General features: G+C 68.7%; 27 protein-coding genes. 15 read left to right on the forward strand and 12 right to left on the reverse strand.

Annotated features, from left to right (window positions below):
- Positions 1–5: 5 nt before the first annotated feature.
- Genes HHL11_RS22955 through HHL11_RS22975 form a run of 5 tightly spaced genes read left to right on the forward strand, consistent with a single transcriptional unit; the run spans position 6 to position 6,042 of the window.
- The gene (locus HHL11_RS22955) at positions 6–578 is read left to right on the forward strand and encodes a formate dehydrogenase subunit gamma (protein WP_169420879.1); all 573 of its coding nucleotides are present in this window, start codon (positions 6–8) and stop codon (positions 576–578) included.
- Positions 575–2,110 (forward strand): formate dehydrogenase beta subunit, encoded by a 1,536-nt coding sequence (locus tag HHL11_RS22960; RefSeq protein ID WP_169420880.1) that lies wholly within the window; start codon positions 575–577, stop codon positions 2,108–2,110. Before HHL11_RS22955 ends, HHL11_RS22960 begins: the two co-directional genes overlap by 4 nt.
- Before the next feature lie 11 nt (positions 2,111–2,121).
- Entirely contained in the window at positions 2,122–4,980 is a 2,859-nt protein-coding gene (fdhF, locus tag HHL11_RS22965; protein ID WP_169420881.1) for a formate dehydrogenase subunit alpha, read from the forward strand.
- Entirely contained in the window at positions 4,977–5,807 is an 831-nt protein-coding gene (gene fdhD, locus HHL11_RS22970) for a formate dehydrogenase accessory sulfurtransferase FdhD (protein WP_169420882.1), read from the forward strand. The genes fdhF and fdhD overlap by 4 nt, the downstream gene beginning before the upstream one ends.
- Positions 5,797–6,042 (forward strand): formate dehydrogenase subunit delta, encoded by a 246-nt coding sequence (locus HHL11_RS22975; protein WP_169420883.1) that lies wholly within the window; start codon positions 5,797–5,799, stop codon positions 6,040–6,042. The genes fdhD and HHL11_RS22975 overlap by 11 nt, the downstream gene beginning before the upstream one ends.
- A gap of 63 nt (positions 6,043–6,105) precedes the next feature.
- Here HHL11_RS22975 and HHL11_RS22980 read toward each other — a convergent pair whose 3' ends face one another.
- The 4 genes from HHL11_RS22980 to HHL11_RS22995 all read right to left on the reverse strand — a co-directional run bounded on the left by HHL11_RS22980 (position 6,106) and on the right by HHL11_RS22995 (position 11,599).
- The gene (locus HHL11_RS22980; RefSeq protein ID WP_240980368.1) at positions 6,106–6,717 is read right to left on the reverse strand and encodes an ATP-dependent Clp protease proteolytic subunit; all 612 of its coding nucleotides are present in this window, start codon (positions 6,715–6,717) and stop codon (positions 6,106–6,108) included.
- A 32-nt stretch (positions 6,718–6,749) separates the two neighbouring features.
- Positions 6,750–9,413 carry a response regulator gene (locus HHL11_RS22985; protein WP_169420884.1) on the reverse strand — a complete coding sequence of 888 codons (2,664 nt, stop codon included), beginning with the start codon at positions 9,411–9,413 and terminating at the stop codon, positions 6,750–6,752.
- Between the two features lie 66 nt (positions 9,414–9,479).
- Entirely contained in the window at positions 9,480–11,210 is a 1,731-nt protein-coding gene (locus tag HHL11_RS22990; RefSeq protein WP_169420885.1) for a tannase/feruloyl esterase family alpha/beta hydrolase, read from the reverse strand.
- Positions 11,211–11,212: 2 nt separating this feature from the next.
- Entirely contained in the window at positions 11,213–11,599 is a 387-nt protein-coding gene (locus tag HHL11_RS22995; RefSeq protein ID WP_169420886.1) for a response regulator, read from the reverse strand.
- 409 nt (positions 11,600–12,008) lie between these two features.
- On the opposite strand from HHL11_RS22995, the gene HHL11_RS23000 reads away from it, so the two are divergent.
- From HHL11_RS23000 to HHL11_RS23020, 5 genes are all read left to right on the forward strand, one after another.
- Positions 12,009–12,506: a hypothetical protein gene (locus HHL11_RS23000; protein ID WP_169420887.1), complete on the forward strand. Its 498-nt coding sequence runs from the start codon at positions 12,009–12,011 to the stop codon at positions 12,504–12,506.
- Positions 12,503–13,249 carry a type I methionyl aminopeptidase gene (gene map, locus HHL11_RS23005; protein ID WP_169420888.1) on the forward strand — a complete coding sequence of 249 codons (747 nt, stop codon included), beginning with the start codon at positions 12,503–12,505 and terminating at the stop codon, positions 13,247–13,249. Before HHL11_RS23000 ends, map begins: the two co-directional genes overlap by 4 nt.
- A gap of 11 nt (positions 13,250–13,260) precedes the next feature.
- Positions 13,261–13,716 carry a GNAT family N-acetyltransferase gene (locus tag HHL11_RS23010; RefSeq protein ID WP_205964529.1) on the forward strand — a complete coding sequence of 152 codons (456 nt, stop codon included), beginning with the start codon at positions 13,261–13,263 and terminating at the stop codon, positions 13,714–13,716.
- A gap of 152 nt (positions 13,717–13,868) precedes the next feature.
- A complete protein-coding gene (locus HHL11_RS23015; protein WP_169420890.1) occupies positions 13,869–14,312 on the forward strand; it encodes a hypothetical protein in 444 nt (147 codons plus the stop codon).
- A 44-nt stretch (positions 14,313–14,356) separates the two neighbouring features.
- Positions 14,357–15,004: a methyltransferase domain-containing protein gene (locus HHL11_RS23020; RefSeq protein ID WP_169420891.1), complete on the forward strand. Its 648-nt coding sequence runs from the start codon at positions 14,357–14,359 to the stop codon at positions 15,002–15,004.
- Here the strand turns inward: HHL11_RS23020 and HHL11_RS23025 are convergent.
- From HHL11_RS23025 to HHL11_RS23035, 3 genes are read right to left on the reverse strand one after another with little or no spacing between them, the layout of a single operon-like run.
- The gene (locus HHL11_RS23025) at positions 14,974–15,483 is read right to left on the reverse strand and encodes an SRPBCC family protein (RefSeq protein WP_169420892.1); all 510 of its coding nucleotides are present in this window, start codon (positions 15,481–15,483) and stop codon (positions 14,974–14,976) included. The genes HHL11_RS23020 and HHL11_RS23025 overlap by 31 nt on opposite strands.
- 2 nt (positions 15,484–15,485) lie before the next feature.
- Positions 15,486–16,625 (reverse strand): mandelate racemase/muconate lactonizing enzyme family protein, encoded by a 1,140-nt coding sequence (locus tag HHL11_RS23030; RefSeq protein ID WP_169420893.1) that lies wholly within the window; start codon positions 16,623–16,625, stop codon positions 15,486–15,488.
- A 4-nt stretch (positions 16,626–16,629) separates the two neighbouring features.
- Positions 16,630–17,613 carry a Bug family tripartite tricarboxylate transporter substrate binding protein gene (locus HHL11_RS23035; protein WP_169420894.1) on the reverse strand — a complete coding sequence of 328 codons (984 nt, stop codon included), beginning with the start codon at positions 17,611–17,613 and terminating at the stop codon, positions 16,630–16,632.
- Between the two features lie 106 nt (positions 17,614–17,719).
- On the opposite strand from HHL11_RS23035, the gene HHL11_RS23040 reads away from it, so the two are divergent.
- The 5 genes from HHL11_RS23040 to HHL11_RS23060 all read left to right on the forward strand — a co-directional run bounded on the left by HHL11_RS23040 (position 17,720) and on the right by HHL11_RS23060 (position 20,415).
- The gene (locus HHL11_RS23040) at positions 17,720–18,031 is read left to right on the forward strand and encodes a type II toxin-antitoxin system RelE/ParE family toxin (RefSeq protein WP_169420895.1); all 312 of its coding nucleotides are present in this window, start codon (positions 17,720–17,722) and stop codon (positions 18,029–18,031) included.
- Complete coding sequence (locus HHL11_RS23045) at positions 18,015–18,329, forward strand: helix-turn-helix domain-containing protein (RefSeq protein WP_169420896.1); 315 nt, start codon at positions 18,015–18,017, stop codon at positions 18,327–18,329. Before HHL11_RS23040 ends, HHL11_RS23045 begins: the two co-directional genes overlap by 17 nt.
- Entirely contained in the window at positions 18,277–18,576 is a 300-nt protein-coding gene (locus HHL11_RS34940) for a transposase (RefSeq protein WP_169420897.1), read from the forward strand. The genes HHL11_RS23045 and HHL11_RS34940 overlap by 53 nt, the downstream gene beginning before the upstream one ends.
- Before the next feature lie 644 nt (positions 18,577–19,220).
- The gene (locus tag HHL11_RS23055) at positions 19,221–19,895 is read left to right on the forward strand and encodes an AbiU2 domain-containing protein (protein ID WP_169420898.1); all 675 of its coding nucleotides are present in this window, start codon (positions 19,221–19,223) and stop codon (positions 19,893–19,895) included.
- Positions 19,896–19,992: 97 nt separating this feature from the next.
- Positions 19,993–20,415: a GNAT family N-acetyltransferase gene (locus tag HHL11_RS23060; protein ID WP_169420899.1), complete on the forward strand. Its 423-nt coding sequence runs from the start codon at positions 19,993–19,995 to the stop codon at positions 20,413–20,415.
- A gap of 22 nt (positions 20,416–20,437) precedes the next feature.
- Here HHL11_RS23060 and HHL11_RS23065 read toward each other — a convergent pair whose 3' ends face one another.
- The 5 genes from HHL11_RS23065 to HHL11_RS23085 form a co-directional block, all read right to left on the reverse strand.
- Positions 20,438–22,900, reverse strand: a complete 2,463-nt coding sequence (locus HHL11_RS23065) for a membrane-bound PQQ-dependent dehydrogenase, glucose/quinate/shikimate family (RefSeq protein ID WP_169420900.1) — start codon at positions 22,898–22,900, stop codon at positions 20,438–20,440.
- Positions 22,901–23,014: 114 nt separating this feature from the next.
- The gene (locus HHL11_RS23070) at positions 23,015–23,359 is read right to left on the reverse strand and encodes a hypothetical protein (protein WP_169420901.1); all 345 of its coding nucleotides are present in this window, start codon (positions 23,357–23,359) and stop codon (positions 23,015–23,017) included.
- A gap of 110 nt (positions 23,360–23,469) precedes the next feature.
- On the reverse strand, positions 23,470–24,228 hold the full coding sequence (locus tag HHL11_RS23075; RefSeq protein ID WP_169420902.1) for an ABC transporter ATP-binding protein: 759 nt from the start codon (positions 24,226–24,228) through the stop codon (positions 23,470–23,472).
- A gap of 2 nt (positions 24,229–24,230) precedes the next feature.
- Positions 24,231–25,241, reverse strand: coding sequence for a FecCD family ABC transporter permease (locus HHL11_RS23080; RefSeq protein WP_169420903.1), 1,011 nt, complete (start codon positions 25,239–25,241; stop codon positions 24,231–24,233).
- On the reverse strand, positions 25,241–26,257 hold the full coding sequence (locus tag HHL11_RS23085) for an iron ABC transporter substrate-binding protein (protein WP_240980369.1): 1,017 nt from the start codon (positions 26,255–26,257) through the stop codon (positions 25,241–25,243). The genes HHL11_RS23080 and HHL11_RS23085 overlap by 1 nt, the downstream gene beginning before the upstream one ends.
- Between the last annotated feature and the right edge of the window lie 34 nt (positions 26,258–26,291).

The following is a 26,291-nucleotide window of genomic DNA, read 5'->3' on the forward strand; positions in this document are numbered from 1 at the left end:
CAGGCATGCGCGATCCATCCACTCCCCGCCAGCAGGAAGTGCTGCTGGCCACGCCGTCCGAGCTGCGCGACCGCATCCGGCAGCTCGGGAAACCCGCGGCGCGCGCCGACGATCCGCGTCTCGCGCAGGTGCACGCCATCCTCAGCGAGCTCGGTGCGCAGCCGGGGCCGCTGCTGCCCGTGCTGCATGCGGTGCAGGACGCCTTCGGCTGCATCCCGCCCGAGCTGGTGGGCCCGATCGCCGAAGGGCTGAACCTGTCGCGCGCCGAGGTGCACGGCGTCATCACGTATTACCACCACTTCCGCAGCGAGCCGGCGGGACGCCATGTGCTGGAGGTGTGCCGCGCCGAGTCCTGCCAGGCCATGGGCAGCGAGGCGCTGTGGCACGAGGCCTGCGCGGGCCTGGGCCTGCCGGCTGGCGGCGGCACGACGGTGGATGGAGCGCTGACGCTGGAGCCCGTGTACTGCCTGGGGCTTTGCGCACAGTCGCCTGCAGCGATGCTCGACGGCCATCCGCATGCGCGGCTGGATACCGGGCGCATGTCGTCCCTCGTCGCTCGCAGCGTGGAGGCCGCATGAACCGGATTCGTGTCTTCGTCCCGCGCGACAGCGCGGCACTGGCTGTGGGCGCCGATGAAGTCGCCGCGCGCATCGCGGCCCTCGCGCCCGCTGAGGTCGAGATCGTCCGCAACGGCTCGCGCGGCATGCTGTGGCTGGAGCCGCTGGTGGAAGTGGAAACTCCGCTGGGCCGGGTGGCTTACGGCCCGGTGGCGCCCGGAGACGTGCCCTCGCTCATCGAAGCCGGTTTCCTGCAAGGCGATGAACATCCGCTGCTGGTGGGCATCACGGACCGCCTGCCCTGGCTGAAGTCGCAGGAGCGCCTGACCTTCGCCCGCGTGGGCATCACCGATCCTCTCTCGCTCGCCGACTACGAGGCCCACGGTGGCCTGGCCGGCTGGCGGCAGGCGCAGTCACTGCCCCCGGCGGCCATCGTGCAGCAGGTGCTGGACTCGGGCCTGCGCGGACGCGGCGGCGCGGCCTTCCCGGCCGGCATCAAGTGGCAGACGGTAGCGGCCGCGCAGGCGCCGCAGAAGTACGTCGTCTGCAATGCCGACGAAGGCGACTCGGGCACCTACGCCGACCGCATGCTGATGGAGGGCGACCCCTTCCTGCTGATCGAAGGCATGGCGATCGCGGGCCTGGCCACCGGCGCCACGCGCGGCTACGTCTACGTGCGCTCCGAATATCCGCATGCGATTGCGACGCTGCGCGAGGCCGTGGCCAGCGCCCGCGGCGCCGGCCTGCTGGGCCCGCACTTCGAGCTGGAAGTGCGCAAGGCCGCCGGCTCCTACGTCTGCGGCGAGGAGACGGCGATGCTGGAAAGCCTGGAAGGCCGGCGCGGCATCGTGCGCGCCAAGCCGCCGCTGCCGGCGCTCCAGGGCCTGTTCGGCCAGCCGACCGTCATCAACAACGTGCTCACCTTCGCCGCGGTGCCGACGGTGCTGGCAAAGGGGCCGCTCGCCTACCGCGACTTCGGCATGGGCCGCTCGCGCGGCACCCTGCCCTTCCAGCTGGCCGGCAACGTGCGGCGTGGCGGGCTGGTGGAGAAGGCTTTCGGCGTGACCTTGCGCGAGCTGATGTTCGACTACGGCGGCGGCACTGCGTCCGGCCGGCCGCTGAAGGCCGCGCAGGTGGGCGGCCCGCTCGGCGCCTACCTGCCCGAGTCGCAGTGGGACCTGCCGCTGGACTACGAAGCCTATGCGGCGGTCGGCGCCGTGGTCGGCCACGGCGGAATCGTGATGCACGACGACCGCGCCGACATGGCGCGACTCGCGCGCTACGCCATGGAGTTCTGCGCCATCGAATCCTGTGGCAAGTGCACGCCCTGCCGCATCGGCTCCACGCGCGGTGTCGAAGTGGTGGACCGCATCGCCGCCGCCGACCCGCAGCTGCGGCCGCAGCAGGTGAAGCTGCTGCGCGACCTGTGCGACACCATGCTGCACGGCTCGCTCTGCGCCATGGGCGGCATGACGCCCTACCCCGTGCTGTCCGCCCTGAACCACTACCCCGAGGACTTCGGCATCGCGGCTCCCGGCCGCGCCGCCGCCTGAAAGGAGCCGCCATGCTGGACCACCTGAAAGCCGAGGACTACGGCACGCCCAAGCGCGAGTCCGAACAGGAAGTGACCCTGGAGATCGACGGCGCGTCGGTCACCGTGCCCAAGGGCACTTCGCTGATGCGCGCCGCCGTCGGAGCCGGCAGGCGCGTGCCCAAGCTGTGCGCCACCGACAGCGTGGAGCCCTTCGGCTCCTGCCGCCTCTGCCTGGTGGAGGTCGAGGGCCGCAAGGGCTTCCCGGCCTCCTGCACCACGCCGGCCGAAGCCGGCATGAAGGTGCGCACGCAGACGCCGCGCCTGCAGGAGTTGCGCAAGGGCGTGATGGAGCTCTACATCTCCGACCATCCGCTGGATTGCCTGACCTGCAGCGCCAACGGCAACTGCGAGCTGCAGGACATGGCCGGCGTCACCGGCCTGCGAAACGTGCGCTACGGCTTCAAGGGCGCCAACCACCTCGACGCGAAGAAGGACGAATCGAATCCCTACTTCACCTACGACGCATCGAAGTGCATCGTCTGCAGCCGCTGCGTGCGCGCCTGCGAGGAGCAGCAAGGGACTTTCGCGCTGACCATCAGCGGCCGCGGCTTCGAGTCGCGCGTGTCGCCGGGCCAGGACCAGCCCTTCATGGAAAGCGAGTGCGTCAGCTGCGGCGCCTGCGTCGAAGCCTGCCCCACGGCGACCCTGCAGGAAAAGACGGTCATCGAGCTGGGCCAGCCGGAACACAGCGTGCTGACCACCTGCGCCTACTGCGGCGTGGGCTGCGGCTTCAAGGCGGAGATGAAGGGCAACCAGGTCGTGCGCATGGTGCCCTGGAAGGACGGCAAGGCCAACGAAGGCCACTCGTGCATCAAGGGCCGCTTCGCCTGGGGCTATGCGACGCACCAGGACCGCATCACCAAGCCCATGATCCGCAAGAGCATCACCGAGCCCTGGCGCGAGGTGAGCTGGGAAGAGGCCATCGGCTACGCCGCGTCCGAGTTCCGGCGCATCCAGGCCAGGCACGGGCGCGAGTCCATTGGCGGCATCACTTCCTCGCGCTGCACCAACGAAGAGACCTACCTCGTGCAGAAGCTGGTGCGCGCGGCCTTCGGCAACAACAACGTCGACACCTGCGCCCGCGTCTGCCACTCGCCCACCGGCTATGGCCTGGGCCAGACCTTCGGCACGTCCGCCGGCACCCAGACCTTCAAGTCGGTCGAGAAGAGCGACGTCATCCTGGTGATCGGCGCCAACCCGGCGGCCGCCCACCCGGTGTTCGCCTCGCGCATGAAGAAGCGGCTGCGCCAGGGCGCCAAGCTGATCGTCATCGACCCGCGGCAGATCGACCTGGTGAAGTCGCCGCACATCCAGGCGGCCTTCCACCTGCAGCTGCGGCCGGGGACCAACGTCGCCCTGGTCAGCGCGCTGGCGCACGTGGTCGTGACCGAAGGCCTGCTGGCGCAGGACTACATCGCCGAGCGCTGCGACGAGAAGTCGTTCCTGCAATGGCAGGAGTTCGTCGCCCGGCCGGAGAACTCGCCCGAGGCGATGGAAGCCATCACCGGCGTTCCCGCGGACCTGGTGCGCGGGGCTGCACGCCTGTACGCCACCGGCGGCAACGCTGCCATCTACTACGGCCTAGGCGTGACCGAGCACGCGCAGGGCTCGACGATGGTGATGGGCATCGCCAACCTCGCCATGGCCACGGGCAACGTGGGCCGCGAGGGCGTGGGCGTCAACCCGCTGCGCGGCCAGAACAACGTGCAAGGCAGCTGCGACATGGGCAGCTTCCCGCACGAGCTGCCCGGCTACCGCCACATCTCCGACAGCACGGTACGCGGCACTTTCGAGGCCGCGTGGGGCGTGGCGCTCGACGCCGAGCCCGGCCTGCGCATCCCCAACATGTTCCATGCGGCGCTGGCCGGCAGCTTCAAGGGCCTGTACTGCGAGGGCGAGGACATCGTGCAGTCCGACCCCGACACGCAGCACGTGGCGGCGGCGCTTTCGGCTATGGAATGCATCGTGGTGCAGGACATCTTCCTGAACGAGACGGCCAAGTACGCGCATGTGTTCCTGCCCGGCTCCTCCTTCCTGGAGAAGGACGGCACCTTCACGAATGCCGAGCGCCGCATCTCGATGGTGCGCAAGGTGATGAAGCCGCTGGGCGGCTACGCCGACTGGGAGGTGACGCAGCTGCTGTCGAACGCGCTGGGCTACCCGATGGAGTACACCCATCCGCGCGAGATCATGGCGGAGATCGCGGCGCTGACGCCCACCTTCGCCGGCGTGACCTACGAGAAGATCGCGCAGCACGGCAGCGTGCAGTGGCCTTGCAACGAGGAGACCGGCGAGCTGGGCACGCCGATCATGCACGTGGGCCAGTTCGTGCGCGGCAAGGGACGCTTCCTGATCACCAGGTACGTGGCCAGCGACGAGAAGGTCACCTTGAAGTACCCGCTGCTGCTGACGACGGGCCGCATCCTGTCGCAATACAACGTGGGCGCGCAAACGCGGCGCACGCCCAACAGCCAGTGGCACAGCGAGGACCGGCTGGAGATCCATCCGCACGACGCCGAGGACCGCGGCATCCAGGACGGCGACTGGGTCGGCATCTCCAGCCGGGCCGGCGAGACGGTGCTGCGCGCGCTGGTCACCGAGCGCATCCAGCCGGGCGTGGTCTACACCACCTTCCACTTCCCGGAGTCGGGCGCCAACGTCATCACCACCGACAGCTCCGACTGGGCGACCAACTGCCCCGAGTACAAGGTGACGGCGGTGCAGGTGCTGCCGGTGGCGCAGCCCTCGGAGTGGCAGCAGGCCTATGCGCGCTTCAACCGCGAGCAGCTGGGCCACCTGGAGGCGGCTTCGGCCGTCACCGGCAAATGAAGCCCTTCGATGCACCACTGGCGCCGCCGGCCGGCGTGCGCGCGCTGGCCGTGAGCCAGCGGCGCGGCGCGGAGCTGCGCGAGACGCAGGACTGGGTGGCCGAGGAAGTGCCGGTGGCGCTGGAGTACAACGGCCTGTCGCATGCCGTGATGCTGGCGACGCCGGCGGACCTGGAGGACTTCGCCCTGGGCTTCTCGTTCACCGAGGACCTGGTCGATTCGCCTTCCGACGTGCGTGACATCGAGGTCGTCGAAGGCGAGCTCGGGATCACCGTGCGGCTGGAGATCGCTTCTTCGTGCTTCGTGCGGCTGAAGGAGCGGCGGCGCAGCCTGGCCGGCCGCACCGGCTGCGGGCTGTGCGGCGCGGAGAGCCTGCCTCAGGCGGTGCGGCGTCCGCCGGTCTTGCAGTCTGCGGCATGTTTCGATGCCATTGCCGTCAGGTTGGCCATGGAAGCCTTGCGCGAACGGCAACCGCTTCATGCGGCCAGCGGTGCTTCGCATGCCGCTGCATTTGCCGATTGTTCTGGCGCGTTGCGGGTCGTGCGCGAAGACGTCGGCCGCCATAACGCGCTGGACAAGCTGGCGGGCGCGATGTTGCGTGAGCGGCGCGACGCGTCTTCCGGCTTCGTCGCCGTCACCAGCCGCGCGAGCTACGAGATGGCGGGCAAGACGGCTCGTCTCGGCGCGCCCCTGCTGGCAGCCGTCTCCGGCGTCACGGCCCTCGCCGTCGAAGTTTCAGAGGAAGCGGGCCTGTGCCTGGCCGGCTTCGCCCGGGGCGACAGCCTCAACCTTTACGCGCACCCGCAGCGCATCCGCCATGGAAAGTGAAAGCCTGGTCCGCATGGCCAACCGCATCGGCGACTTTTTCGAATCCTTCCCGGACCGCGAAGAAGCGCTGGACGGCATCGCCAACCACATCCGCAAGTTCTGGGAGCCGCGCATGCGCACGCAGCTGCTGGCGGCGATCGATGCGGGGGATTCGGGGTTGCGGCCGGAGGTTCTCGAAGCAATAGCACGGCATCGCGCCATGTTGACACCTGCCCGGCCGGTGCCGACCGCGTAGGGTGCGCAGCTTGCTGCGCACCATGCGAAGCGTTTCGTGCGGTGCGCAGCGGAGCTGCGCACCTTACGGGTGGATATCCGTCTTCTGGTTGATGATCCGCCCCACCAGGCCGTACTCGATCGCCTCTTCCGCCGACAGCCAGCGGTCACGCTCGATGTCCAGGGCCACCTGGTCGTAGGACTGGCCGGTGGCGTCGGAGATGGTCTTGGCGATGCGTTCGCGCGCCTTGATGATTTCCTGGGCGTGGATCGCGATGTCGCTGGCCGGGCCGCCGGCGCCGCCGGACGGTTGGTGGATCAGGAAGCGCGTGTTGGGCGTGCAGAAGCGGCGCTCCTTGGGCACGGACAGGTACAGGTGGGTGGCGGCGCTGCCCACCCAGCCGGTGCCGATCATGTTCACCGGCGAGCTGATGAAGCGCACCATGTCATGGATGGCGTCGCCCGACTCCAGGTGGCCGCCCGGCGAGCTGACCAGCATGTCGATGGGCATGTTGGACTCGGCGTCCAGCGCCAGCAGGCGGCGCGCGACGTCGGCCGCCAGCGTGTCGGTGACGGTGCCGAACACCAGCACCATGCGCGCCTTGAAGGCCTTCTCTTCCAGGAACGAGGTCCGCGGCTCGTGCACGGGCGCCTGGCCGGCTTCCCGTTCCTCTTCGGGGGAGTGCATGTGGTTCATGGAGCGCAGTGTCCCACAACCGCGGCCCGGCTTCACTTGGACTCGAGCCGGACCCTCACCAGGTGCTCGCGCATCGCCGCGATGATGTGCTCCAGCTCGGTCGCCGGCGCCGTCAGCGCATCGCGTTCCAGCAGCCGGCTCTGGCGCGCCGCCCATTCGAGGCCCATGGTCGCCAGGCCGCCCTTGGCCCGGTGCGCCAGGAACTGCAGGTCCTCGCGGTCGCCGGCGGCCAGCGCGCGCGCCATCGCCTCCACCGTGTCGCGCTGGTAGCTCATGAGGTCGGGGAAGAACTCGACCCACTCGGGATCGACGACGACGATCTCGTCCGCCGGCCTGGCCGGCTCGTGCGGCGGGATGGCCAGCCCGTCGGCTTCCGAAGGCGGCAAGCCGGCCTCCAGCTCGCGCAGGGTCGCCAGCAGGTGCTCGCGGCTGACCGGCTTGACGAGGAAGCGGTCGGCGCCGGCCTGCAGCGCCCGCGCGGTGGACGCCTCGTCGTCATTGCCCGACAACATGACCACCGCGCAGCGCGGCCGGCCATGCACGGCTTCCTGCTCGCGCACCCAGCGCACCGTGTCCACGCCGCTGCGCAAGGGCATTTCCATGTCCAGCAGCAGGAAGTCCGGCCAGTGCCGGCCCATGGACTCCACGGCGGCCTGGCCGTTGGCGGCGGTCTCCACCGTGAAGGGCGGGCTGGGCAGCAGGCGGCGCGTCACCAGCCGCATGAATTCGTCGTCGTCCACCAGCAGCACCGTGCGCGGCGGCACGCCGTCCAGGGCCAGCGCCGGCTGGTCGATCGGCAGCATGGGCAGCGGCGCCGGCGGCTCGCCCTTCAGCGGGGGCAGCGTGAGCGTGAGCGTGGTGCCTTCGGCCGGATCCGTGCGCATGGCCAGTTCGCCCTGCTGCGCCCGCGCCATCAGCCGCGCCGAATAGGTGCCCAGGCCGGTGCCGCCGCTCTTGCCGCTGGTCACGTATTTTTCGAAGAACTGGGCCGCGATCTCCGGCGGCACCTGCCCGGGGTTGTGCACGGTCACCGTCACGGGGTCGCCGCCCGCCAGCGCCAGCGACACGCGCTTGCCCGGGCCGGCCGCCTCCACCGCGTTCTTCACCAGGTTGGCGATGATGGAGTAGCACAGCAGCTCCTCGCCGCGCACGTAGATGGGCGCGTGGCCGGAACCCTGGGAGAACAGCGTGACGGCATTGGCGTCGGCGAACGGGTGCAGGTCCACCAGCACGCGGGTGACCACCTGGCGCAGGTCCACCGGCTGCGCCCGCAGGTCGTAGTTGCCGGTCTCCATCTTGAACAGGCCCAGCGACAGGTTGACCATCTCCAGCATGCGCAGTGCCGCGCGCTGCAGCACGCCCACCAGCTCGCGCTGGTCGGCCGTGAGCCGGTCCTCGTCGCGCAGCAGGCGCGCTGCGCCGAGGATGCTGTTCAGCGGCGTCTTCAGGTCGTGCCGCGACATGCGCTCGACATCCTCGCGCAGCCTCGCGTTCTCCTCCAGCGTGCGGCTGCGCTCCTCGGCGTTGAGCGCCTTGGTGAGGCGCCGGGCGATGACGACAGCCGGCGACAGCATGAACAGCGCGAAGCCGATCGGCGCGAACTTCTTGTCCGGACCCGGCGCGTCGATGAGCAGCAGGTCGGCCACGAGCGCCGCGAAGATGGCCAGCATGCCGGCCAGCAGCACCCGCGCATCCGTGCGCGCGCTCCGCCCGGCGCGCACCATGGCTACCGCGATGTAGATGGCCACGATCACGGCGATGGCCTGGCCCGGCACCACCACGTACGAATACTGCCCCGGTCGCAGCGCCAGCACCGCCACCGCGCCCAGCCCCAGGCCGGCCAGCACCAGCTGCACGGCGCGGCGGTGGATCTCCGCCGGGAACAGCCCGCGCAGGGTCAGGAAGAACAGCGCCATCGACGCGATCCAGCTCAGGTACTCCACGCGCATGTACGGGTACCAGGCCACCTGCGGGCCGAAGAAGCGCAGGAACAGGCGCTCGCCGATCATGTCGGTGTAGATGGCCATGCACACGCAGAACAGGCCGAAGACCAATGGCGCCATTTCGCGCCGGCGCACCGTGAAGAAGATCAGGCTCAGCCCGCCCGTGATCAGGTAGGCGGCCAGCAGCACGGTGTCGTAGATGATCCGCCGCTCGCGGGCGCGCTCCAGCACGTCGACCGTGCCGACCATCATGGGCCGCACGAAGCCACCGGCGCGGTGGTCGAAATTGGAGATGTGCAGCGTCAGCCGCAGCGGGCAGGCAAACACGCGCGTGACGGGGACCCGGCTGTACACCGCGGGCCAGCTGCGCTCGCGGTCAGGGCCCGGCTCGCCGTGCGCGGCGACTTCCTCGCCGTTGATGTACAGGCGCGAAGCGGTGCGCTGGCCGTTCACCTCCACCGCCAACGAGCGGCCGGCCGGGCAATCGACCTGCAGCGCGTAAGTGCCCCAGCCGTTCTCGCCGGGCGGCTTGCCGTCCACCGTCAGGTCGTTCCAGCTGGAAGGCACCGGCGCGAAGGCGCTCGTGGGCAGGCCCTGCCAATGGGGATCGACGAAGCGATGCCAGGCAAAGCCCCATTCGCCCTGCAGCGGCAGCGGCTCGTCCGGCACCCACGCCAGTTCCAGCCGGCCCGCCATCGCCGCCGGCAAGGTGTGGTCGGCCGCGGCCGGGCCGGCGGCCAGCAGGAACAGCAAGGCAAGAAAAGAGGCTAGCAAGCCCCGGCCGAACGACATCCGGACAGTGTAGGGCCGCCGCTCGGCCTAAGGTCGCGATTCCCGGCACTGATAGCTGCTGGCTGCCGCCGGATCGCCGCCGATGAAGTGCGGATAGGCCGGGTAGCGGCACATCGGGCGCGAAGCCTGCAGCGTGAACGGCGGCACCGGCAGCCTGGACACCTGCACCAGCGCGTCGTACGGCGCGTCGTCCAGCGTGACCCACCGGTCCAGCGGCTCCAGCAGGTCCACCATCGTGGCAACCGGCGCACCGGTGGTGACGCTGGCGGCGGGCCCGCTGTGCGTGGAAGCGGGGGAAATATAAAGGCGCATCGAGCGCTCCACCGCCGCGTCACCCAGCTTGGCGCGCACAGCCTGGAAGTAATCGATGCCAGCCTGCGGGCTCTGCGCCAGGTCGCCCATGTTCTCGCGAAGGATCAGCTTGCCGCCGCGCGCGAAGAAGGCCGACAGATCCGGGTTGCTGGAATCGAGGATGGCCGAAACCTGCTCCAGCCGCGGCCGGAAGTTTTCGGGCCGATAGGTGCGCACGTCGAAGTTGCCGTCGCGTACCACGAAATACTTCACGTAGTTGGAGCCGTACAGCCAGTACTGCGCCGCGCTGCGCGCGTCGGGCGGCTCGGTGGGCACGGCCGCGCCGGTGGCCCAGCGCGTCATGGTGGGCAGCACCGGATCGGGCGTGGTCTCGTTGCCGTAGAACCAGCCGGGGTAGACCTGCCGCCCGTTGGCCAGGGGAAACGGAAAGTTGTACGGCCGGTGCACCGAATCGACCACGGCGATCTGCGCATCCGACAGGCAGTTGTCGCCCGTGTCGGCGCCGCCGGTGCAGCGCAGCGCCCGCAAGTCCACCTGGCGCGGGCAGGCGAGATAGTTGTTGACGACGCCGTCGGCCAGGCCGTCGAGCGCGTCGCAGCGCTGCGCCACGTAGCTGGCCAGCGTGCGCACCTTGGCCGGCGACAACCAGCCGCCTTCGAACTGCGGCACCGAGCGCGGGATATACGACTGGAACAGCATCGACAGCTGCACCACCGGCACCACGCTGACCACGCCGTCGTAGTCGGCGGGGAAGCGCTGCGCCATCGTCAGGCCTTCGCGGCCGCCTTCGGAGCCGCCGAAGTAGTAGATGCGCGCCGGCTTGCGCCCGTAGTAGGTGCGCATGACGGCCACAGCGACGTCGCGCACCTTCTTGTACGAGGCGAAGGCGTAGTTGGCCAGCATCTCGTCGTTGAGGCCGAACTGGCCGATGGCGTTGGGCGCGAAGCTGGCGGCCTGGTGGCCCGAGTCGGTGCCCAGCGTAACGTAGCCGCGCGTGAGCGGCGGCGCGTCGTCCGGGGCGGCGTCGCGCAGCGGCGCGAGGCCGGTGACCAGCGTGCCGTTGTAGCCGCCACCGCCGTACTGCACGGCCTTGCCGTTCCAGCTGCTGGGCAGGTTGACCTGGAACTGGATGTCCTGCGCCGCCTTGTCCACGGGTGCGATGCGGCCCACCACCCGGCAGTGCTCGGGGCTCGCAGCCGTATACGAAGTGCCTTCTGCCAGCGCGCCGGCGGCCGGCACGTAGGCGGCGGAGGTGATGACCGCGTTGCCGCTGGGCAAGCCGATGGCGTCGGCGGGAATGGTGCGCCCGGCGAGCGTCGGGCAGGCCACGGACGGGAAGATGGAGCCCGAAGCGACGGGCACGTGGCCGGGCACGAAACCCGGCGCACTGCAGGAAGCGCAGGCCGCGGCGGCCAGCAGCAGCAAGGCGGACAGCGGTGCCCGCATGCTCAGGCCTCCCGGATTTCGGCGGCGGCGGCTTCGACCGCGCGCACGATCTGGGAGGAGTCGCAACCCTTCTGCACGTAGGAGCTGGCGCCCGCGCGCATGACGTCGGCGGAATAGCGGGCGGCCGGATGCGAGGACAGCACCACGATGCGCACCGAGGGCACGGCCTGGCGGATCTTGTGGATGGCTTCCAGGCCGCTCAGGCCCGGCATGGAGAGATCGAGCAGCAGCACGTCGACGGGCGTGGAGCGCACCAGGTCGAGCGCCTCGTTGCCATCGGCGGCTTCGCCGGCCACGTGCAGGCCTGGTTCGGTGGCCAGGTAGCGGCGCAGTGCCGCGCGCACCATGTGATCGTCTTCGGCCAAGGCCACCCGGATCGCGGACCTCACGCTGCTCCCCACCACGGCTTCCCTCCTGCCGCGACGGACGCGCGCGGCGTTGGCATAGTAACGCGGACGGGGCATCGGCTGGTGCCGCTGGTCCGGGTTGGAGGGGTGCCCGAGACCCGGATTTCTCCCAATTCCCGTAGCTGTTGGCCGCGTGTCGATTGGTATCGATTCGTACGCCTTGTCGCGCGAATGCTGCATGCGCTCATGCGTTGCGCAACGACCGGTTCGCGCAGTGGCAGGCGCAATGCACGGGCGCGAGTAAAGCATGGGCCCGCCGCCTGATACTCTGCGCGAGGCTGCACCCACGCTGTCCCGGAGTTCGCCATGAGCACCATCTTTCCCGGCAGGCACACCGCGCAGATGCGAACCCGCCGGATATTGAGCAGCATGACGCCTGACAGGAGGAACCATGGACGCGACCGAAATCATGCAGCATGTGGCCAGCGCGAAGCTCCGTGAAGCGAGGATCATGGGGGACGCCTATGCGAGGACGCAGGCAGGACTGACGCCGGCGAACTTCCTGCTGATCGTGGGCGCGGCGCTGTTGTCGCTCGTGGCCGGGGCGACGGTCATCGCCGACTTGCTGCCGAAAATCACCATCGGCGCCATCGCACTTTTCAGCAGCGCCCTCACCACCATTCATGCCAAGCTCGGATGCGAGAGGTACCAGGCGGAGTGCCGCAAGATGCAGAGCTTCTACCGCGGCATCGCGCAGGACTACGAGAACCTCGGTGTGCACGCCGGCGAAGACGACTTGCGCAAGCGCCTCATGCAACTGAACGACCAGATGTCTGCCGCCGTGAAGAGTTCTTCGGTGGAGCCGTTCGCCTGGGCCGTCAGGAAGGCGGATCGCGCGGTGCCGGCGGTTCTCGGGTACGCTCAGGAAACCAGATCGGAAACCCCATGACCATCGAAACCGAAGACGACGTCACCGCCCTCAAGCGCATTGGCAAGATCGTCTCGTACGTGCTGCAAGAAATGCTCGAAGCCGCCGAACCCGGCATGACCACGCGCGAGCTCGATCAACTGGGCGAGAAGCTGCTCGAACAGCACGGCGCGCGTTCGGCGCCCCGGCTCACCTACGACTTCCCCGGCGCCACCTGCATCAGCATCAACGAGGAAGCCGCGCACGGCATCCCGGGCGACCGCGTGATCCGCGCCGGCGACATGCTGAACGTCGACGTCTCCGCGGAGCTGGACGGCTACTTCGCCGATACCGGCGGCACGCGCGTCGTGCCCCCGACCAATCCGCAGAAGACGCGCCTTTGCCATGCCACGCGCACGGCCCTCGAGCAGGCCATGAAGCAGGCGCGCGCCGGCCGCCCGCTCAATGGCATCGGCGCCGCCATCGAGCGGACCGCGAAGACCTACGGCTTCAAGATCATCGAGAACCTCGCCAGCCACGGCGTCGGTCGCGCGCTGCACGAAGAACCCGAGCACATTCCCGGCTACTTCGATCCCAAGGACCGACGCGTGCTGAAGGAAGGCATGGTGATCACCATCGAACCCTTCCTCTCGACCAAGAGCCGCATCGTGGACGAGGCCGACGACGGCTGGACGCTGGTCGGCGCGCCCGGCAACCTGTCGGCGCAGTACGAGCACACGATGATCATCACGCGCGGCGAACCGATCGTCGTCACCCGGCATTGATCGTAGTGGCGATGCCCGTCTCGGTCCGGCGCGTTGCGCGCGAAGACTACGCCGCCTGGCGCCCGCTCTGGGACGGCTACAACGCCTTCTACGGCCGCAGCGGCGCCACGGCCCTCGACGAGCGCGTCACGGCGCAGACCTGGGACCGCTTCTTCGACGCCGGCGAACAGATGCATGCCTTCGTGGCCGAGGCGGATGGACGCATCGTCGGCATCGTCCATTACCTGTTCCATCGCAGCACCTCGCGCCTGGCCGACGTCTGCTACCTGCAGGACCTTTTCACCGACGAATCGCTGCGCGGACGCGGCATCGGCCGCGCGCTGATCCAGGCCGTGGTGGATGCCGCCAGGGAGAAGCGCAGCTCGCGCGTGTACTGGCACACGCAGGACACCAACGCCGCCGGCCGGGCGCTGTACGACAAGATGGCGGAGCACCGCGGATTCATCGTCTACGCCCGTGAACTCTGAACGCATGCCGGCAAGCACGCCCGCGGCTTTGTTGTAATCCCGCCTCGCCGCAGTTGGCGGCGCCTCCCCCTTTCCCGAGAATGGGCAGCACGCCCAGGAACGAGATCGAGGCCGGGTGAACCCGGCCCAAGTACAACGATGGGAGCCAGGCAATGCGAAACATCGCAAAAGGGGGCGCGTGGCCATTGCGCCATGCGGGGATTCGACGTCGACGCCAGTTCGTGCTGGCCATCTTCTTCGGCTTGGGTGTGGCCGTTCTTCCGCCACGCGGCTACGCACAGGCCACGGATCCGGCGGAAGGTGCGCTGAGCATCTGGAAGCGCTTCCTGAAGGCAGCCTCGAGGAACGACCTGGAGGGCGTGCTGGCCTGCCTGAGCCCCGGTGGCCGGACCGCCCTCGCCTCCTCGCTGCGGGACATGAGCGCGCGGGCGCGGCTGCCGGACCTGTCACGCGACGTGGTCGACGTCAGCGCGCAGGCGATCTCGGGGGATACGGTCACGGTACGCACGGTGGTCAAGGTCAGCGAGAGCCAGAACCGGCTGGTCGATGCGCAGGTCGTCAAGGTCCGCGGAGCCTGGTTGATCGAGTCGTTCTGAGCTGCCGTCAACCGGCCGACACACGCGCGGCGTAAAGTGCGGGCGTGAAGACCGAACCCCTGCAAGACTATTACGCGGCCCGCGCGCCCGAGTACGACCGCGTCTACCAGAAGCCCGAGCGCCAGCAGGATCTGCGCGCGATCGAGCAGTGGCTGCCCTCGGTGCTGGCCGGACGGGACACGCTGGAGGTGGCCTGCGGCACCGGCTACTGGACGCAGTTCATGGCCGGGGCGGTCAAGTCACTGGCGGCCGTGGATGCTTCATCCGAGGTGCTGCACATCGCGCAGGCGAGAGCGAAGGCCGGAGGCGTGCAGTTCGTGCTGGGGGACGCATACCGGCTCCCGGTGGCGCCACGCCAATTCGATGCGGCCTTCGCGGGCTTCTGGTATTCGCATGTGCCGCGGTCACGCGTGCAGGAATTCCTGCAAGGGCTGCACGGGGCCTTGAAGCCCGGTGCGAAAGTCGTGCTCCTGGACAACCGCTATGTCGAGGGCAGCAGCACGCCCATCGCGGAGCGGGATGCGGATGGCAACCAGTACCAACTGCGCAAGCTGGAGGATGGTTCGACGCACCGCGTGCTGAAGAACTTCCCGACCGAGGCGGAGCTGCGCGAGGCGGTGAAGGACGTCGCCAGCGAGGTGAAGTTCCTGCAGTGGCAGTACTACTGGGCGCTGGAGTACGACTTGAGGTAAGCCTCGAGCTTCGCCCACATCCCGGCGAAGCCCTGCCCCATGCCCGCGCGCGCCGCGTCGAAGGTGACGCGGCCGGCGTCGTCGGCCTCGTAGGGCAGCCAGCTGATGGTCATGCGCGTGCGGCCCGGGCCCGCGTCCTCGAAGGTGGCCGTGGCCAGCATCTGGCGCGGCCAGGTCGGGGCCATCGGGTGGGCGGTGATGTTGCCGTCCTTGTCCGAGAAGGCCTGCAGGTAGACCATCTTGCGCCCCGGCTCGATCTCGCGGAAGACCTGCTTGCCCCACATCTCGTTGCCACCCGGGCCGCGCAGGCCGTAGTGGTGCGAGCCGCCGGGACGGAAGTCCATGGCGGTGTGGATGCCGTCGAAACCGTCCGGCCCCATCCACTTCAACAGGTGCTCGGGCTGCGTGTTGACCGCCCACACGAGGTCGCGCGGCGCATCGAACTCGTGGGACGTGGTGAACGGGGCAAAGGAGTCCATGGTCAGGCCTTTACATCGAATCGCGCATGTTCGTGCGCCTTGATGAAGTCCGGATCGTAGCCGACACCGAACCCCGGATTTTCACTGAGGTGGTACAGGCCGTTCGCGATCTCGCCGCGGTTCGTGATGCCGCCGTGGAACAGCGGGTCGCGGTCCGGATGGTGCGTCTCGACGTAGGTGCCGTTCTCCACCGCGGCCAGCAGGTGCGCGCCCACCACCGGCTCGCCGTGGTGCGCCATCTGCACGCCGTAGCAGGCCGCCAGCTTGGCCACGCGCAGCCACACGGTGGGGCCGCCGCCCCAGGACGCATCGAGGTTGCAGACGTCGACGGCGCCGCCGGCGATGAGGTTGCGGCAGCCTTCGGCCGTGATCTCGCTCTGCCCCGCCGCCATCGGCAGGCCGGTGGTGGCGCGCAGCAGCGCCATGTCCTGCAGGTCGTTGTTCCAGTGGCAGGGCTCCTCGAACCAGCGCAGGTTGAGGCCGCGGTCGCGCACCAGGCGTGCGTAGTCGAAGGCGTCGTGGCGGTTCCACGCGCGGTTGGCGTCGGCGCACAGCACGAAGTCCGCACCACCGGCCTCGCGCGCGGCGGCAGTGCGCTGCGCGTCTTCCTCCGGGCTGCGGCCGCCCACCTTGAACTTGCAGCCCGCCAGGCCCAGCTTGCGATAGGTCTCCATCTCGCGGCCGTAGTCGGCCAGCGTGAAGCCGTCGACGTACTGGCCGCCGATGGCGACAATGGGCACTGCTTCGCGCGCGCCACCCCACAGGCGGAACAGCGGCAGCTTCGTGCGCTGGCCCATCAGGTCCCACAGCGCGCTGTCTGCGCAACCGACGGCGCGCACCGCGGGCCGCGGGTTCATCGTGTGGCGATAGGTCACCTTGAACATCTTCGCCCACAGGTGCTCGATGCGCGTCGGGTCCGCACCGAGCAGCATGGGCGCGAGTTCGTCGCGCAGGATGGCGAAGCCCTGCTCGTGCGCCGGCAGGCGGCCCTCGCCATTGGCGCATTCGCCGACGAGGCCGTCGTCGGTGTGGATGCGCGTGATGATGGCGTTCTTCTCGGGCACGTTGTAGGTGCTGCCCTTGTAGTCGCGCTTGAGCGGCACCGACACCAGCACCGCTTCGACTCGCGTGATCTTGCTCATGGTCTTACCTCGTGTTCGGCGCGTCGAGCTGGATGTGCGCGCTGCGCACGATCTCGCCGATCTGCTGGGCGTCGGCCGTGATGTACTGGCCGAACTTCTCCGCGTCCAGGATCTCGCCGTCCAGGCCCAGGTTGCCCAGAGTGCGCGCCACCTCGGGGCCCTTCATCGTGCGCAGCGCGTCGGCGCGCAGCGTCGCCAGCGAAGCGGCGGGCATGGCCTTGGGCGCCAGCACGCCGATCCAGCCGCGCATCTGCACGCCGGGCGCGCCCGCTTCGGTGGTGGTCGGCACGTCAGGCAATGCGCCTGCGCGCGTGGGCCGCATCACGGCCAGCGCGCGCACGCGGCCGGCCTTGATGTTGGCCAACTGGTTGGACAGCGAATCGAACATCACCTGCACCTGGCCGGCGATGAGGTCGGTGGCCGCCGGCGCGCCGCCGCGGTACGGCACGTGCAGCAGCGGTGCGCCCGTCTTGGCAATGAACAATTCACCGGCCAGGTGCTGCACCGTGCCGGCGCCGGACGAGGCGTAGGCCACTTCCTTCGGGTGCGCCTTGGCGTACTGCACCAGTTCTGCCAGCGTGTGCACCTGCAGTCCCGGCGTGACGACGATGACGAGGCCGGACGAAGCGATGCCCCACACCGGCGTGAAGTCGCGCGCCGGGTCGTAGGTGAGCGACTTGTAGATCAGCGGCGCGACGGTGATCGGCGACTGCGTAGTCACCAGCAGCGTCGCGCCATCCGCCGGCGCCGACGCCACGAACGCCGCGCCCACGGTGCCGCCGGCGCCGCTCTTGCTTTCCACGATCACCGGCTCCTTCCACACGGTGCCCAGGCGCTGCGCCATCAGGCGGCCGACGGCGTCGACGGGCGAGCCGGGCGGGAAGGGGTTGATGATGCGGACGGGCTTGTCGGGGTAGGTTTCCGCGAAGGCCAGCGAGGGCAGCAGGGCGGAGCCTGCGGCGAAGCGCAGGAAGGTGGAGCGTCTCATGGAATACTTTTGATCGTGGCGCGCCGCGCTCGTGGCGGCGCGGCTACTGGAACTGTACTCCTCTGCTCGGCTGGACAACTGTGCGCCTTAGGCGTATAGTCACCGAATGCTCACGGTCGTCGAGACCCTTCTTTTTCAGAAGCAGTGGCCGCTCTACTGGACTGAAGAGGAGCGGGGCGAGTTCGCCGCGTTCATCGCGGCGCGTCCCGACGCCGGAGATGTGGTGCCTGGCTCTGGTGGGATACGTAAGGTGCGCTGGAGCCGGGCCGGGACAGGTAAGTCCGGTGGTGTGAGGGTCATCTACTACGTTCGGACCGCTCAGGAAGACCTGGTTCTTCTGACGCTGTACGCGAAGTCGAAGACCGACAACCTCACCGGCGCGAAGTTGAAGGAGATCCGCCGTGCCCTCGAAGAGTAAACCCCTGACCGAAGCGCAATTGCGCGCCTACGAATCCAAGCGCGACTTGGCAGCCGAATTGCTCGAGTCAGTGCAGCAGATGAAGGCCGGGAAGACCCAGGTGGTTTCTTCTCCCGCTATCGAGGCTCGTGAGCGCACCGGGCTCTCGCAGTCGCAATTTGCCAAACTCCTTGGAGTGTCCGTGCGCACCCTTCAGGGGTGGGAACAAGGCCGCAAGCAACCGAGCGGCGCCGCCCGGACTCTTCTTGCAATCGCCCGTAAAAACCCCAAGGCGTTGCTGGCAGTCGCTGGCGAGTAGTGGGGCGTCAGGCATAGCGGCTCGGTCGAGGCCGACACCGCGGGCGATCGACTCGGCGCGAGGCCGGGCAATCTACAGCCAACGCATTGCCAACGGGGAGCCGGCGTCCGCCAATATCCGCCACACCAAGCGGCTCGATCGATTCACGTTGCGAGGCAAGGAAAGGGTGAGCACGCAGTGCCGTCCGTATTGCCTGGTACACATCGAGAAGCTGGCACGCGACGAATCAGGGGAAAGCGGGCGCTGAAGGGTGCTCGAAATGCCATCAGGGCTTACCGCAGCGATGCGGAATGTCAGAATGCTTCTAGAAATCAGAAGCAAGCTGAAAGCCGGAGGAGAGGCGATGCAGGGCACCCAGACCAGGAACCGATGCCACCAGAGCGGTGGACATCGGCGTTTTTTCACACGCTTGATGACTCGCATACGTCTGGCCGTCCTCTGCGGATTTCTTTGGAGCGACGCCGCTATTTCCGGCCCTCTGTTCAAGTGCGAGTCGAACGGAAGGGTCGAGTTCCAAGATAAGCCATGCCTCGCCGCCAAGCAGCAGGTCGCATGCGCAAGGGGGGATGAACGTCTCGTCTATTCGGAGGGACTATCGGAGCCGTGCAGGCAGGAAGCTTCAGGTTCCGCTTCGAATGGCTACGGGGCTGGGGGATTTGACTTTTCGAATTCCTCCCGCAGCCTAACCTATCGCGGTGGCGGGCGATCCTCTGCCGGTTCGGATGTTTCGGTACGAGGCTATACGCGGGCAGATGGGAGCTCCGTGAGAGGATACACGCGAAGCGCACCAGGACGACGTTGATGAAGAACGCGTTTAGCATGACCGTCGACACGCACGTCCTATCGGCGGGCATTCGCCCGCCTACTGGCCACTTCTAAGTGGAGCGCACTATGACTGAACGTACCGCACAAGAGTCGAAGGTCGCGAACATCACAGCGATGGGCGACGCGCTGGGTTCGATCTACAGCGAACTCTGGCAGGAGGTCGCTTGGATCCACCAGCGGTGGGCGCATTTCGTGGAACTGTTCGGAACCAAGCCTGAACGTATCGACCTGATGAACCAGGCCGCACCTCCTTTATTCAGGACCGTTCAAGACACACTTTTTGAGGCCGTGCTGCTACACCTCGCCCGTCTCACAGATCCTTCGAAGAACGTCCTTTCATTGCGCCGAGTCGTAAAGCTAACGACCGGAACTCCCATCGGGAAGGAGGTCGCCAAGCTGGTACAAGAGGCAATTGCTGCCACGGAGTTCGCACGGGATTGGCGAAACCGAAAGCTTGCACACCGCGACCTCCAACTTGCCCTCGGCGGCCGTGCGCAGACGCTAGCGCCCGCGTCCAGGGCAGATGTGAAGACGGCCTTGAAGGCGGTCGTCGATGTTTTGAACGCAATTTCGGCCCACTATCTGGATTCGACCACCGGGTTTCACCTTGGGCCGGGCGGCGCCGACGCTTTGGGGCTCCTGCTTATTCTTCGCGACGGCCTTCGATTCGAGGAGCAGCGGATGGAGCGGCTACGGAAGGGCGTCTTCTCACCTGAGGACTTGAAGCATGAGGCAATTTGACGGTGCGCCCTAACTTGTCGGTAGACACGGACGCTCAACTACATCCGCTCTCTCCAGTCACTCCTATCGGTTACCGGTCATCTTTGCGTTCTCCCTCATGGAAACAGTCACCGTCTCAGCTGCCACGGAAGAAGAAGTCCGCTCCGGCGACATCGGCCGTCGGCTTCGCCAATTCAACTACGGCGTGATAGGCGAGTACCCGGAGACCCAATACGTTCGGCTGAATGCGCGCGACGCCATGGGAAGGGTCGTCGGCGGAATTCGGGGCTTCGTCTTCATGTATTGGCTGCAGATCGAGGTGCTGTTCGTCGACGAGTCGATGCGTGGGACTGGCATAGGGTCCGCGCTTCTGCTCGAGGCGGAGCGCCAGGCCAGAGAGCTCGGGGCGAAGAACGCATCCCTGACGACATTCGAGTGGCAGGCGCCCGGGTTCTACGCCAGGCACGGATACGAAGAAGAAGGACGGACCGAGAAGTACGTCGGCGACTTCTATCTGGCGCGCATGACCAAGCGGCTCTGAGGCATGCCATGGCGTCCGCCCCTCACCGCGGCACCGCATAAGCAATCACCGAATCCCCCGCCTTCGTCCCCAGCGACCCATGCCCGCCCGCCACCACCAGCACATACTGGCGGCCATCGGCACCTAGATAGGTCATCGGCGTAGCCTGCCCGCCTGCCGGCAAGCGGGCGCGCCACAGCTCCTTGCCGTTCGACACGTCGTAGGCGCGCAGGTAGTAGTCCAGCGTCCCCGAGAGGAAAGCCACGCCGCCCGCCGTCACGATCGGGCCGCCCAGGTTCGGCACGCCCATGCGGAAGGGCATGGGCACCGGCGCCAGGTCGCGCACCGTCCCATTGCGATGCTCCCAGGCAATGCGCCCGGTGCGCAGGTCCGCGCCCGCCACCGCGCCCCAGGGCGGCTGCTGGCAGGGGATGCCCAGCGGCGAGATGAAGGGATGCAGCTTCACCGCGAACGGCGCGCCGAAGTTCTCGTTCAGCGCCGGCAGCGCGCCCTGCGGCGGCTTGTCCTGCACGATGGGCGTGGTGGCGTCGGGGCGCGGCACCAGCTGCGAAACGAAGGCCAGCATGTCGGGCGTGGCGAACACCGCGCCGCGGCCCGGGTCCACGGCCACGCCGCCCCAGTTGAACACGCCGAAATTGCCCGGGTAGACCAGCGAGCCTTGCAGCGAAGGCGGCGTGAAGCGGCCCTCGTAGCGCAGGCGGTGGAATGCGATGCGGCACCACAGCTGGTCGAACATCGTCGCGCCCCACATGTCCGCGCCGGTGAGCGGCTTCGGGTCGAAGGACAGCGCGGACTTCGGCTGCGTCGGCGCCGTGTGGTCGCCTTGCGCCGCGCCCTGCGGCGCCGCCTGCTCGGTGACGGGCAGGATGGGCGTGCCGGTGCGGCGATCCAGCACGAACAGCTCGCCCTGCTTGGTGGGCTGCACCAGCGCCGGCACGGTGTTGCCACCGACCTGCAGGTCGACCAGGCTCGGCTGCGCGGGCACGTCGTAGTCCCACAGGTCGTGGTGCACGGTCTGGTAGACCCAGCGAACCGCGCCGGTGGCGAGGTCCAGCGCCACCACCGAGGACGAATAGCGCTCCACGTCGGCCGAGCGCTGGCCGCCCCACTGGTCCGGCGGCTGGTTGCCCATGGGCACGTAGACCAGGCCCAGGTTCTCGTCGACGGCGGAGATCGACCAGCTGTTCGGCGAGTTGACGGTATAGGTCTGGCCCGCGGGCAGCGGCGTGGTCTCGCTCGGGCGGCCCGAGTCCCAGTTCCACACCAGCGCGCCGGTGTCTACGTCATAGGCGCGGATGACGCCCGACTGCTCCTTGGTCGACACGTTGTCCAGCACCGTGCCACCGACGATCACCAGCCGCTTCGTCACCACCGGCGGCGAAGTGGAGTAATAGGAGCCGGGCATCAGGTTCGGCATCCCTGCCCACAGGTTGATCTCGCCGCTGCCGCCGCCGAAGCGGCTGCACACGTGGCCGGTGCCGGGGTTGATGGCGATGAGGCGGCCGTCGGCGGTGGGCATGAACAGCTTCGCGCTGCAGCTCGCGTCCTTGGCGCCGCTGGCGGCCGGGACGGCGGCGCCGCTGTCGGCCGCTGTGGGAGCCGGCGCGCTGGCACTCGCGAGTGGCGCACTGGCCGCAGCGGTCGCGGCGCTCGCTGCGGGTCCCGCAGCCGTCGCGACAGCAGCCGCCGGCTGGTACCCCAGCCCGCGACAAGTGAGGTGCTGCAGCGCCAGCTTCCCCTGCACCTGCACCTGCGGCTCATAGCGCCACACCTGCTGGCCCGTCGTCGCATCGAGCGCGATCACCGACTGGTGAGGCGTGCAGAAGTAGAGGCGGTTGCCCACCTTCAGCGGCGTGACCTCGAAAGTCGTCTCCACCGGGTCGCCGGGACGGCCACGCAGGTCGCCGGTTTCGAAGTGCCAGGCCACCTGCAGGTGATCGACGTTGGCAGGCGTGATGGCGGTCAAAGGCGAATAGCGCTGGCCCGCACCCGTACGGCCGTAGGCCTGCCACTCGCCCGGCGGCACGCTCGGATCCGCCGGCACGGCAGCCGCCACAGGCAGCGTGCCCACCAGCGTGTGCGGATCACGCACCCACGTGGCCACCGTGACCATCACGAACAGCACCAGGCTGATCGCAACGGCCCCACCGCCGCCGCCCACGAGGCGCCGCCGCACACACAGCAACAGCAGCCCCAGCAGGAACAGGATGCCCAGGCGCGCCGCGAGCGGCCACCAGTCCAATCCCGCTTCCCACAAGGCCCACACCAGCGTGGCCAGGAATAGCAGCGCGAACAGCCACAGCGCCGCGCCCTGCTGCCGCCACTGCAGCACGGCGATGGCGACCAGCGCAATGCCGGCCAGCAGGTAATACCAGGAGCCGCCGAGCGCGATCAACCATGCGCCGCCGACGACGCAAGCGAGGCCGGCCACGAGGAAAAGGAAGGCGGAAAGAACGAGGAAGAAGGAGCGGGCAGGACGCAGCATCGTTGTAATGATTTTTCTGGCTCAGGAGGACCAGACCATCGCGCCGCGCCGCGCACCCCCCTGTAGTCGCGCGGAGCACGGGCGTGTCGGAGAACGCCCTGCCCCGCGCCGCGCTCAACCCATCTGCATCTCGTGCTTCAGGTTCGATATCTCGTCGTGCGCGCGCTTCACGGCCTGCTGCGTCTGCTGGTCTACGCTGTTGCCGGCCTGCTTGCACGCCTGCATGGCGCGGTCGCCGGCCTGCTCCATCTGCATCACCTGCTGCTTCATGTCCTGGCCGCCCTGCTGCTGCTGCATGCCGCTGTCGCACGCCTGCTGCGCCTGCTTGGCCTGGCTGTGCAGCGAATCGACGCACTCGCGCAGTTCGCTGGACGCCGAGCCGGCCTGCACGGCGCGCTTGGCTTCGTCGGCGCATTCTTCGATGCGGTGGATGCGTTCCTTGAGTTGATCAGCTTGCATGTTGCTTGGCTCCAATTGACAAGAGTTCTCATTGGAGCGGGCCCACGCGTACGCGCTTGCCGGACGCAGCGCCCGCATCCGGCTCAGACTGCGCCTACATGCGAAGTGGCTCAGGCGGGCAGGAAAGCGCGGCCGTTTCCGCTGCCGACTTCTTCCACGGCCGCGCCATACAGCGCCTGCAGCTGCTCGCGCCGCACCAGTTCCGCCACCGGCCCTTGCGCCAGCGTCGCGCCATCGCGCATCAGCAGCACGCGGTCGGCGAAGCGCAGCGCATGGTTGGGATCGTGCGTCGTGAACAGCACGGCGAGCCCGTCGTCCGCGAGCCGGCGGATTTCGCGCAGCACGCGGCCCTGGTTGCCGAAGTCGAGGCTGGCGGTGGGCTCGTCCAGGATCACGGCGCGCGGTTCCTGTGCCAGCGCGCGCGCCACCAGCACCAGCTGGCGTTCACCGCCGGAGAGTTCGTTGATGGGGCGCTCGGCCAGCGCCATGATGCCCAGGCGCTGCAGCGACTGGTCCACCACCGCGTGGTCGCGCGCACCGGGCCGCGCGAGCAGTCCGCCATGCGCGGTGCGGCCCATCAGCACCACTTCACGCGCCGGGAAGCCGAAGCCGGTGGCGGCCGCCTGCGGCACATACGCGAGACGCAATGCACGTTCGCGCAAGGGCACGCGCGCGATGGCCTGGCCTTCCAGCAACACCTCGCCACCTTGCGCGGGGATCAGCCCCAGCAGCGTCTTCAGCAGCGTGGTCTTGCCGCCGCCATTGGGCCCCAGCAGCGCGAGCACGCTGCCCGCATCCAGGTCCACGTCGAAGCCCGCGCCCACGCGCCGCCCCGGATAGCCGATCGCGAGCTGGCGCGCCTGCAGCATGTTCAGCCCGCGCGCCTCTGCGCGCTGCGCAGCAAGGCGAGGAAGAAAGGCGTGCCCACCACCGCGGTCAGGATCCCCAGGGGGATCTCCACGGAGGCCAGCGTGCGCGCCAAGGTATCGATGAACAACAGCAGGCCGCCGCCCAGGATCGCCGCGGTCGGCAGCAGACGCGGAAACGACGGGCCCACCAGCATGCGCGCAAGATGCGGCACCACCAGCCCCACCCAGCCCACCACGCCGGCCGCGGCGACACTCGCCGCAGTGACCAACGTGGCCGCCGCGACGATCGCCAGCCGCAGCACGCGCGTGCGGGCGCCGAGCGCGCGGGCTTCTTCGTCGGGCAGCGACATCACGTTCAGCTGCCAGCGCAGCGCCAGCAGCAAGGCCGTGCCCGCGAGCACCGGCACCAGCAAGGGCAGCAGGTCTTTCGACGACATCGCCGACAGGCTGCCCAGGAGCCAGAAGGTCATGGCCGGCAGCTGGTTGTACGGGTCGGCCAGGTACTTCACCAGGCCGATGCCCGCGCCCAGCAGCGCACCGACGACGATGCCCGTGAGCAGCAGCATCAGCACCGGATCGCCAGCGCGCAGCGAGGCGCCGAGCAGGTAGACCAGCGCCACCGCGAGCAAGCCTCCGGCAAAGGCCGCGGCCTGGATGCCGAAGATGCCCAGCGAGAAGTAGATGCCCAGCACCGCACCCAATGCCGCGCCGGCAGAAGCGCCCAGGATGTCGGGCGACACCAGCGGGTTACGGAACAGGCCTTGGAACGCGGTGCCCGCCACGGAAAGCGCCGCACCCACTGCAAGGGCACCGACGACGCGCGGGCCGCGAATCTGCCAGACCACGGTCTCCACGTTGGCGGGCAAGCCCGAAGGCTGCGCGCTGAGGCGCGCCCACACGAGATGTGCCAGCTGTTCCAAGGAAACGGAGTAGCGTCCTTGCGCAAAGGCGACGAGCACGCCCGCGGCCAGCACGGCCACGGCGACCAGCGCGCCTGGCCAGGCAGGTTTCATCAGCTGCGCCCGGCCAGCACGCGCGTGACCTGCGCGTCGGTCAGCTGCACCTGGTAGAAGCGCTGGTAGAAGTCGCGGGCCAGCACGCGCAAGTCCTCGGGGAAGCGCTCGGGGTACACGACCTTGCCCAGCCACCACAGGCCGACCAGGCGGTTGACGCCGGGCGGGAAATCGATCCAGCCGAAGGGCAGCTTGGGGCTCAGGTGCACCCGCCCTTCCTTCACCGCGCGCACGCCCCGCCACAGCGGGTTGTCGCGCACGCCCGCAGCAAAGTCCTGGTCGATCGTGACGATCACCTCCGGGTCCCAGCGCAGCACCTGCTCCATCGACACGTTGGCCAGGCCGCCGGGCGTTTCGGCGGCCACGTTGCGCAGGCCCAGGAATTCGATGGTCTCCACGTTGATGGAGCCCGAGAGTCCCGTCTCCAGCCCCGCGGGCCCGCGGGCGTAGTACACGCGCGGGCGCTGCGCCGCCGGCACCGCCATGCAGCGGGCGCGCACGGTGGAGAGCGTCTCCTCGGCGTAGCGCGCCAGCTCGCGTGCGCGTTCGCGCCGCTGTACCAGCTGGCCCAGGGTGAGATAGCTGCCCGGCGTGGTTTCCAGGCGGCCATCGAGCAGCGCATAGGGAATGCCGGTCTGCTGCTGCACGCGGTCGGCCAGTTCCACGTAGGTCGGGCGCGTGGAGCCGCTGTCGACGATCAGGTCCGGCTTCAGCGCCAGCACGGACTCGAGGTTGGCGGTGTTGCCGCGGCCGGTGACGCGGCCCACCTCGGGCCGGTTGCCGATGCCGGGCAGCAGGAACTCCAGTTCCTCCGCCTTGTTCGCGCGCGGCCATCCGAGCAGCAGGTCGGGCGCCAGCGTGTAGAGCAGGATCGCGGCCGGCGGCCCGGCGGGGAAGACGCGCTCCACTTTGGCGGGAATGGAGACGCGGCGGCCGGCGCCATCGCTCAACGCGGCTTGTGCTCGTGCGGCGAAGGGCAGAGCGATGGCAGCGGACAGGACCTCGCGGCGTCGCATCAGGCTGGCCGGCAGCAGTGGCGCGAGCCCCCGC

It is taken from the genome of Ramlibacter agri (assembly GCF_012927085.1).
GTDB lineage: Bacteria > Pseudomonadota > Gammaproteobacteria > Burkholderiales > Burkholderiaceae_C > Ramlibacter > Ramlibacter agri.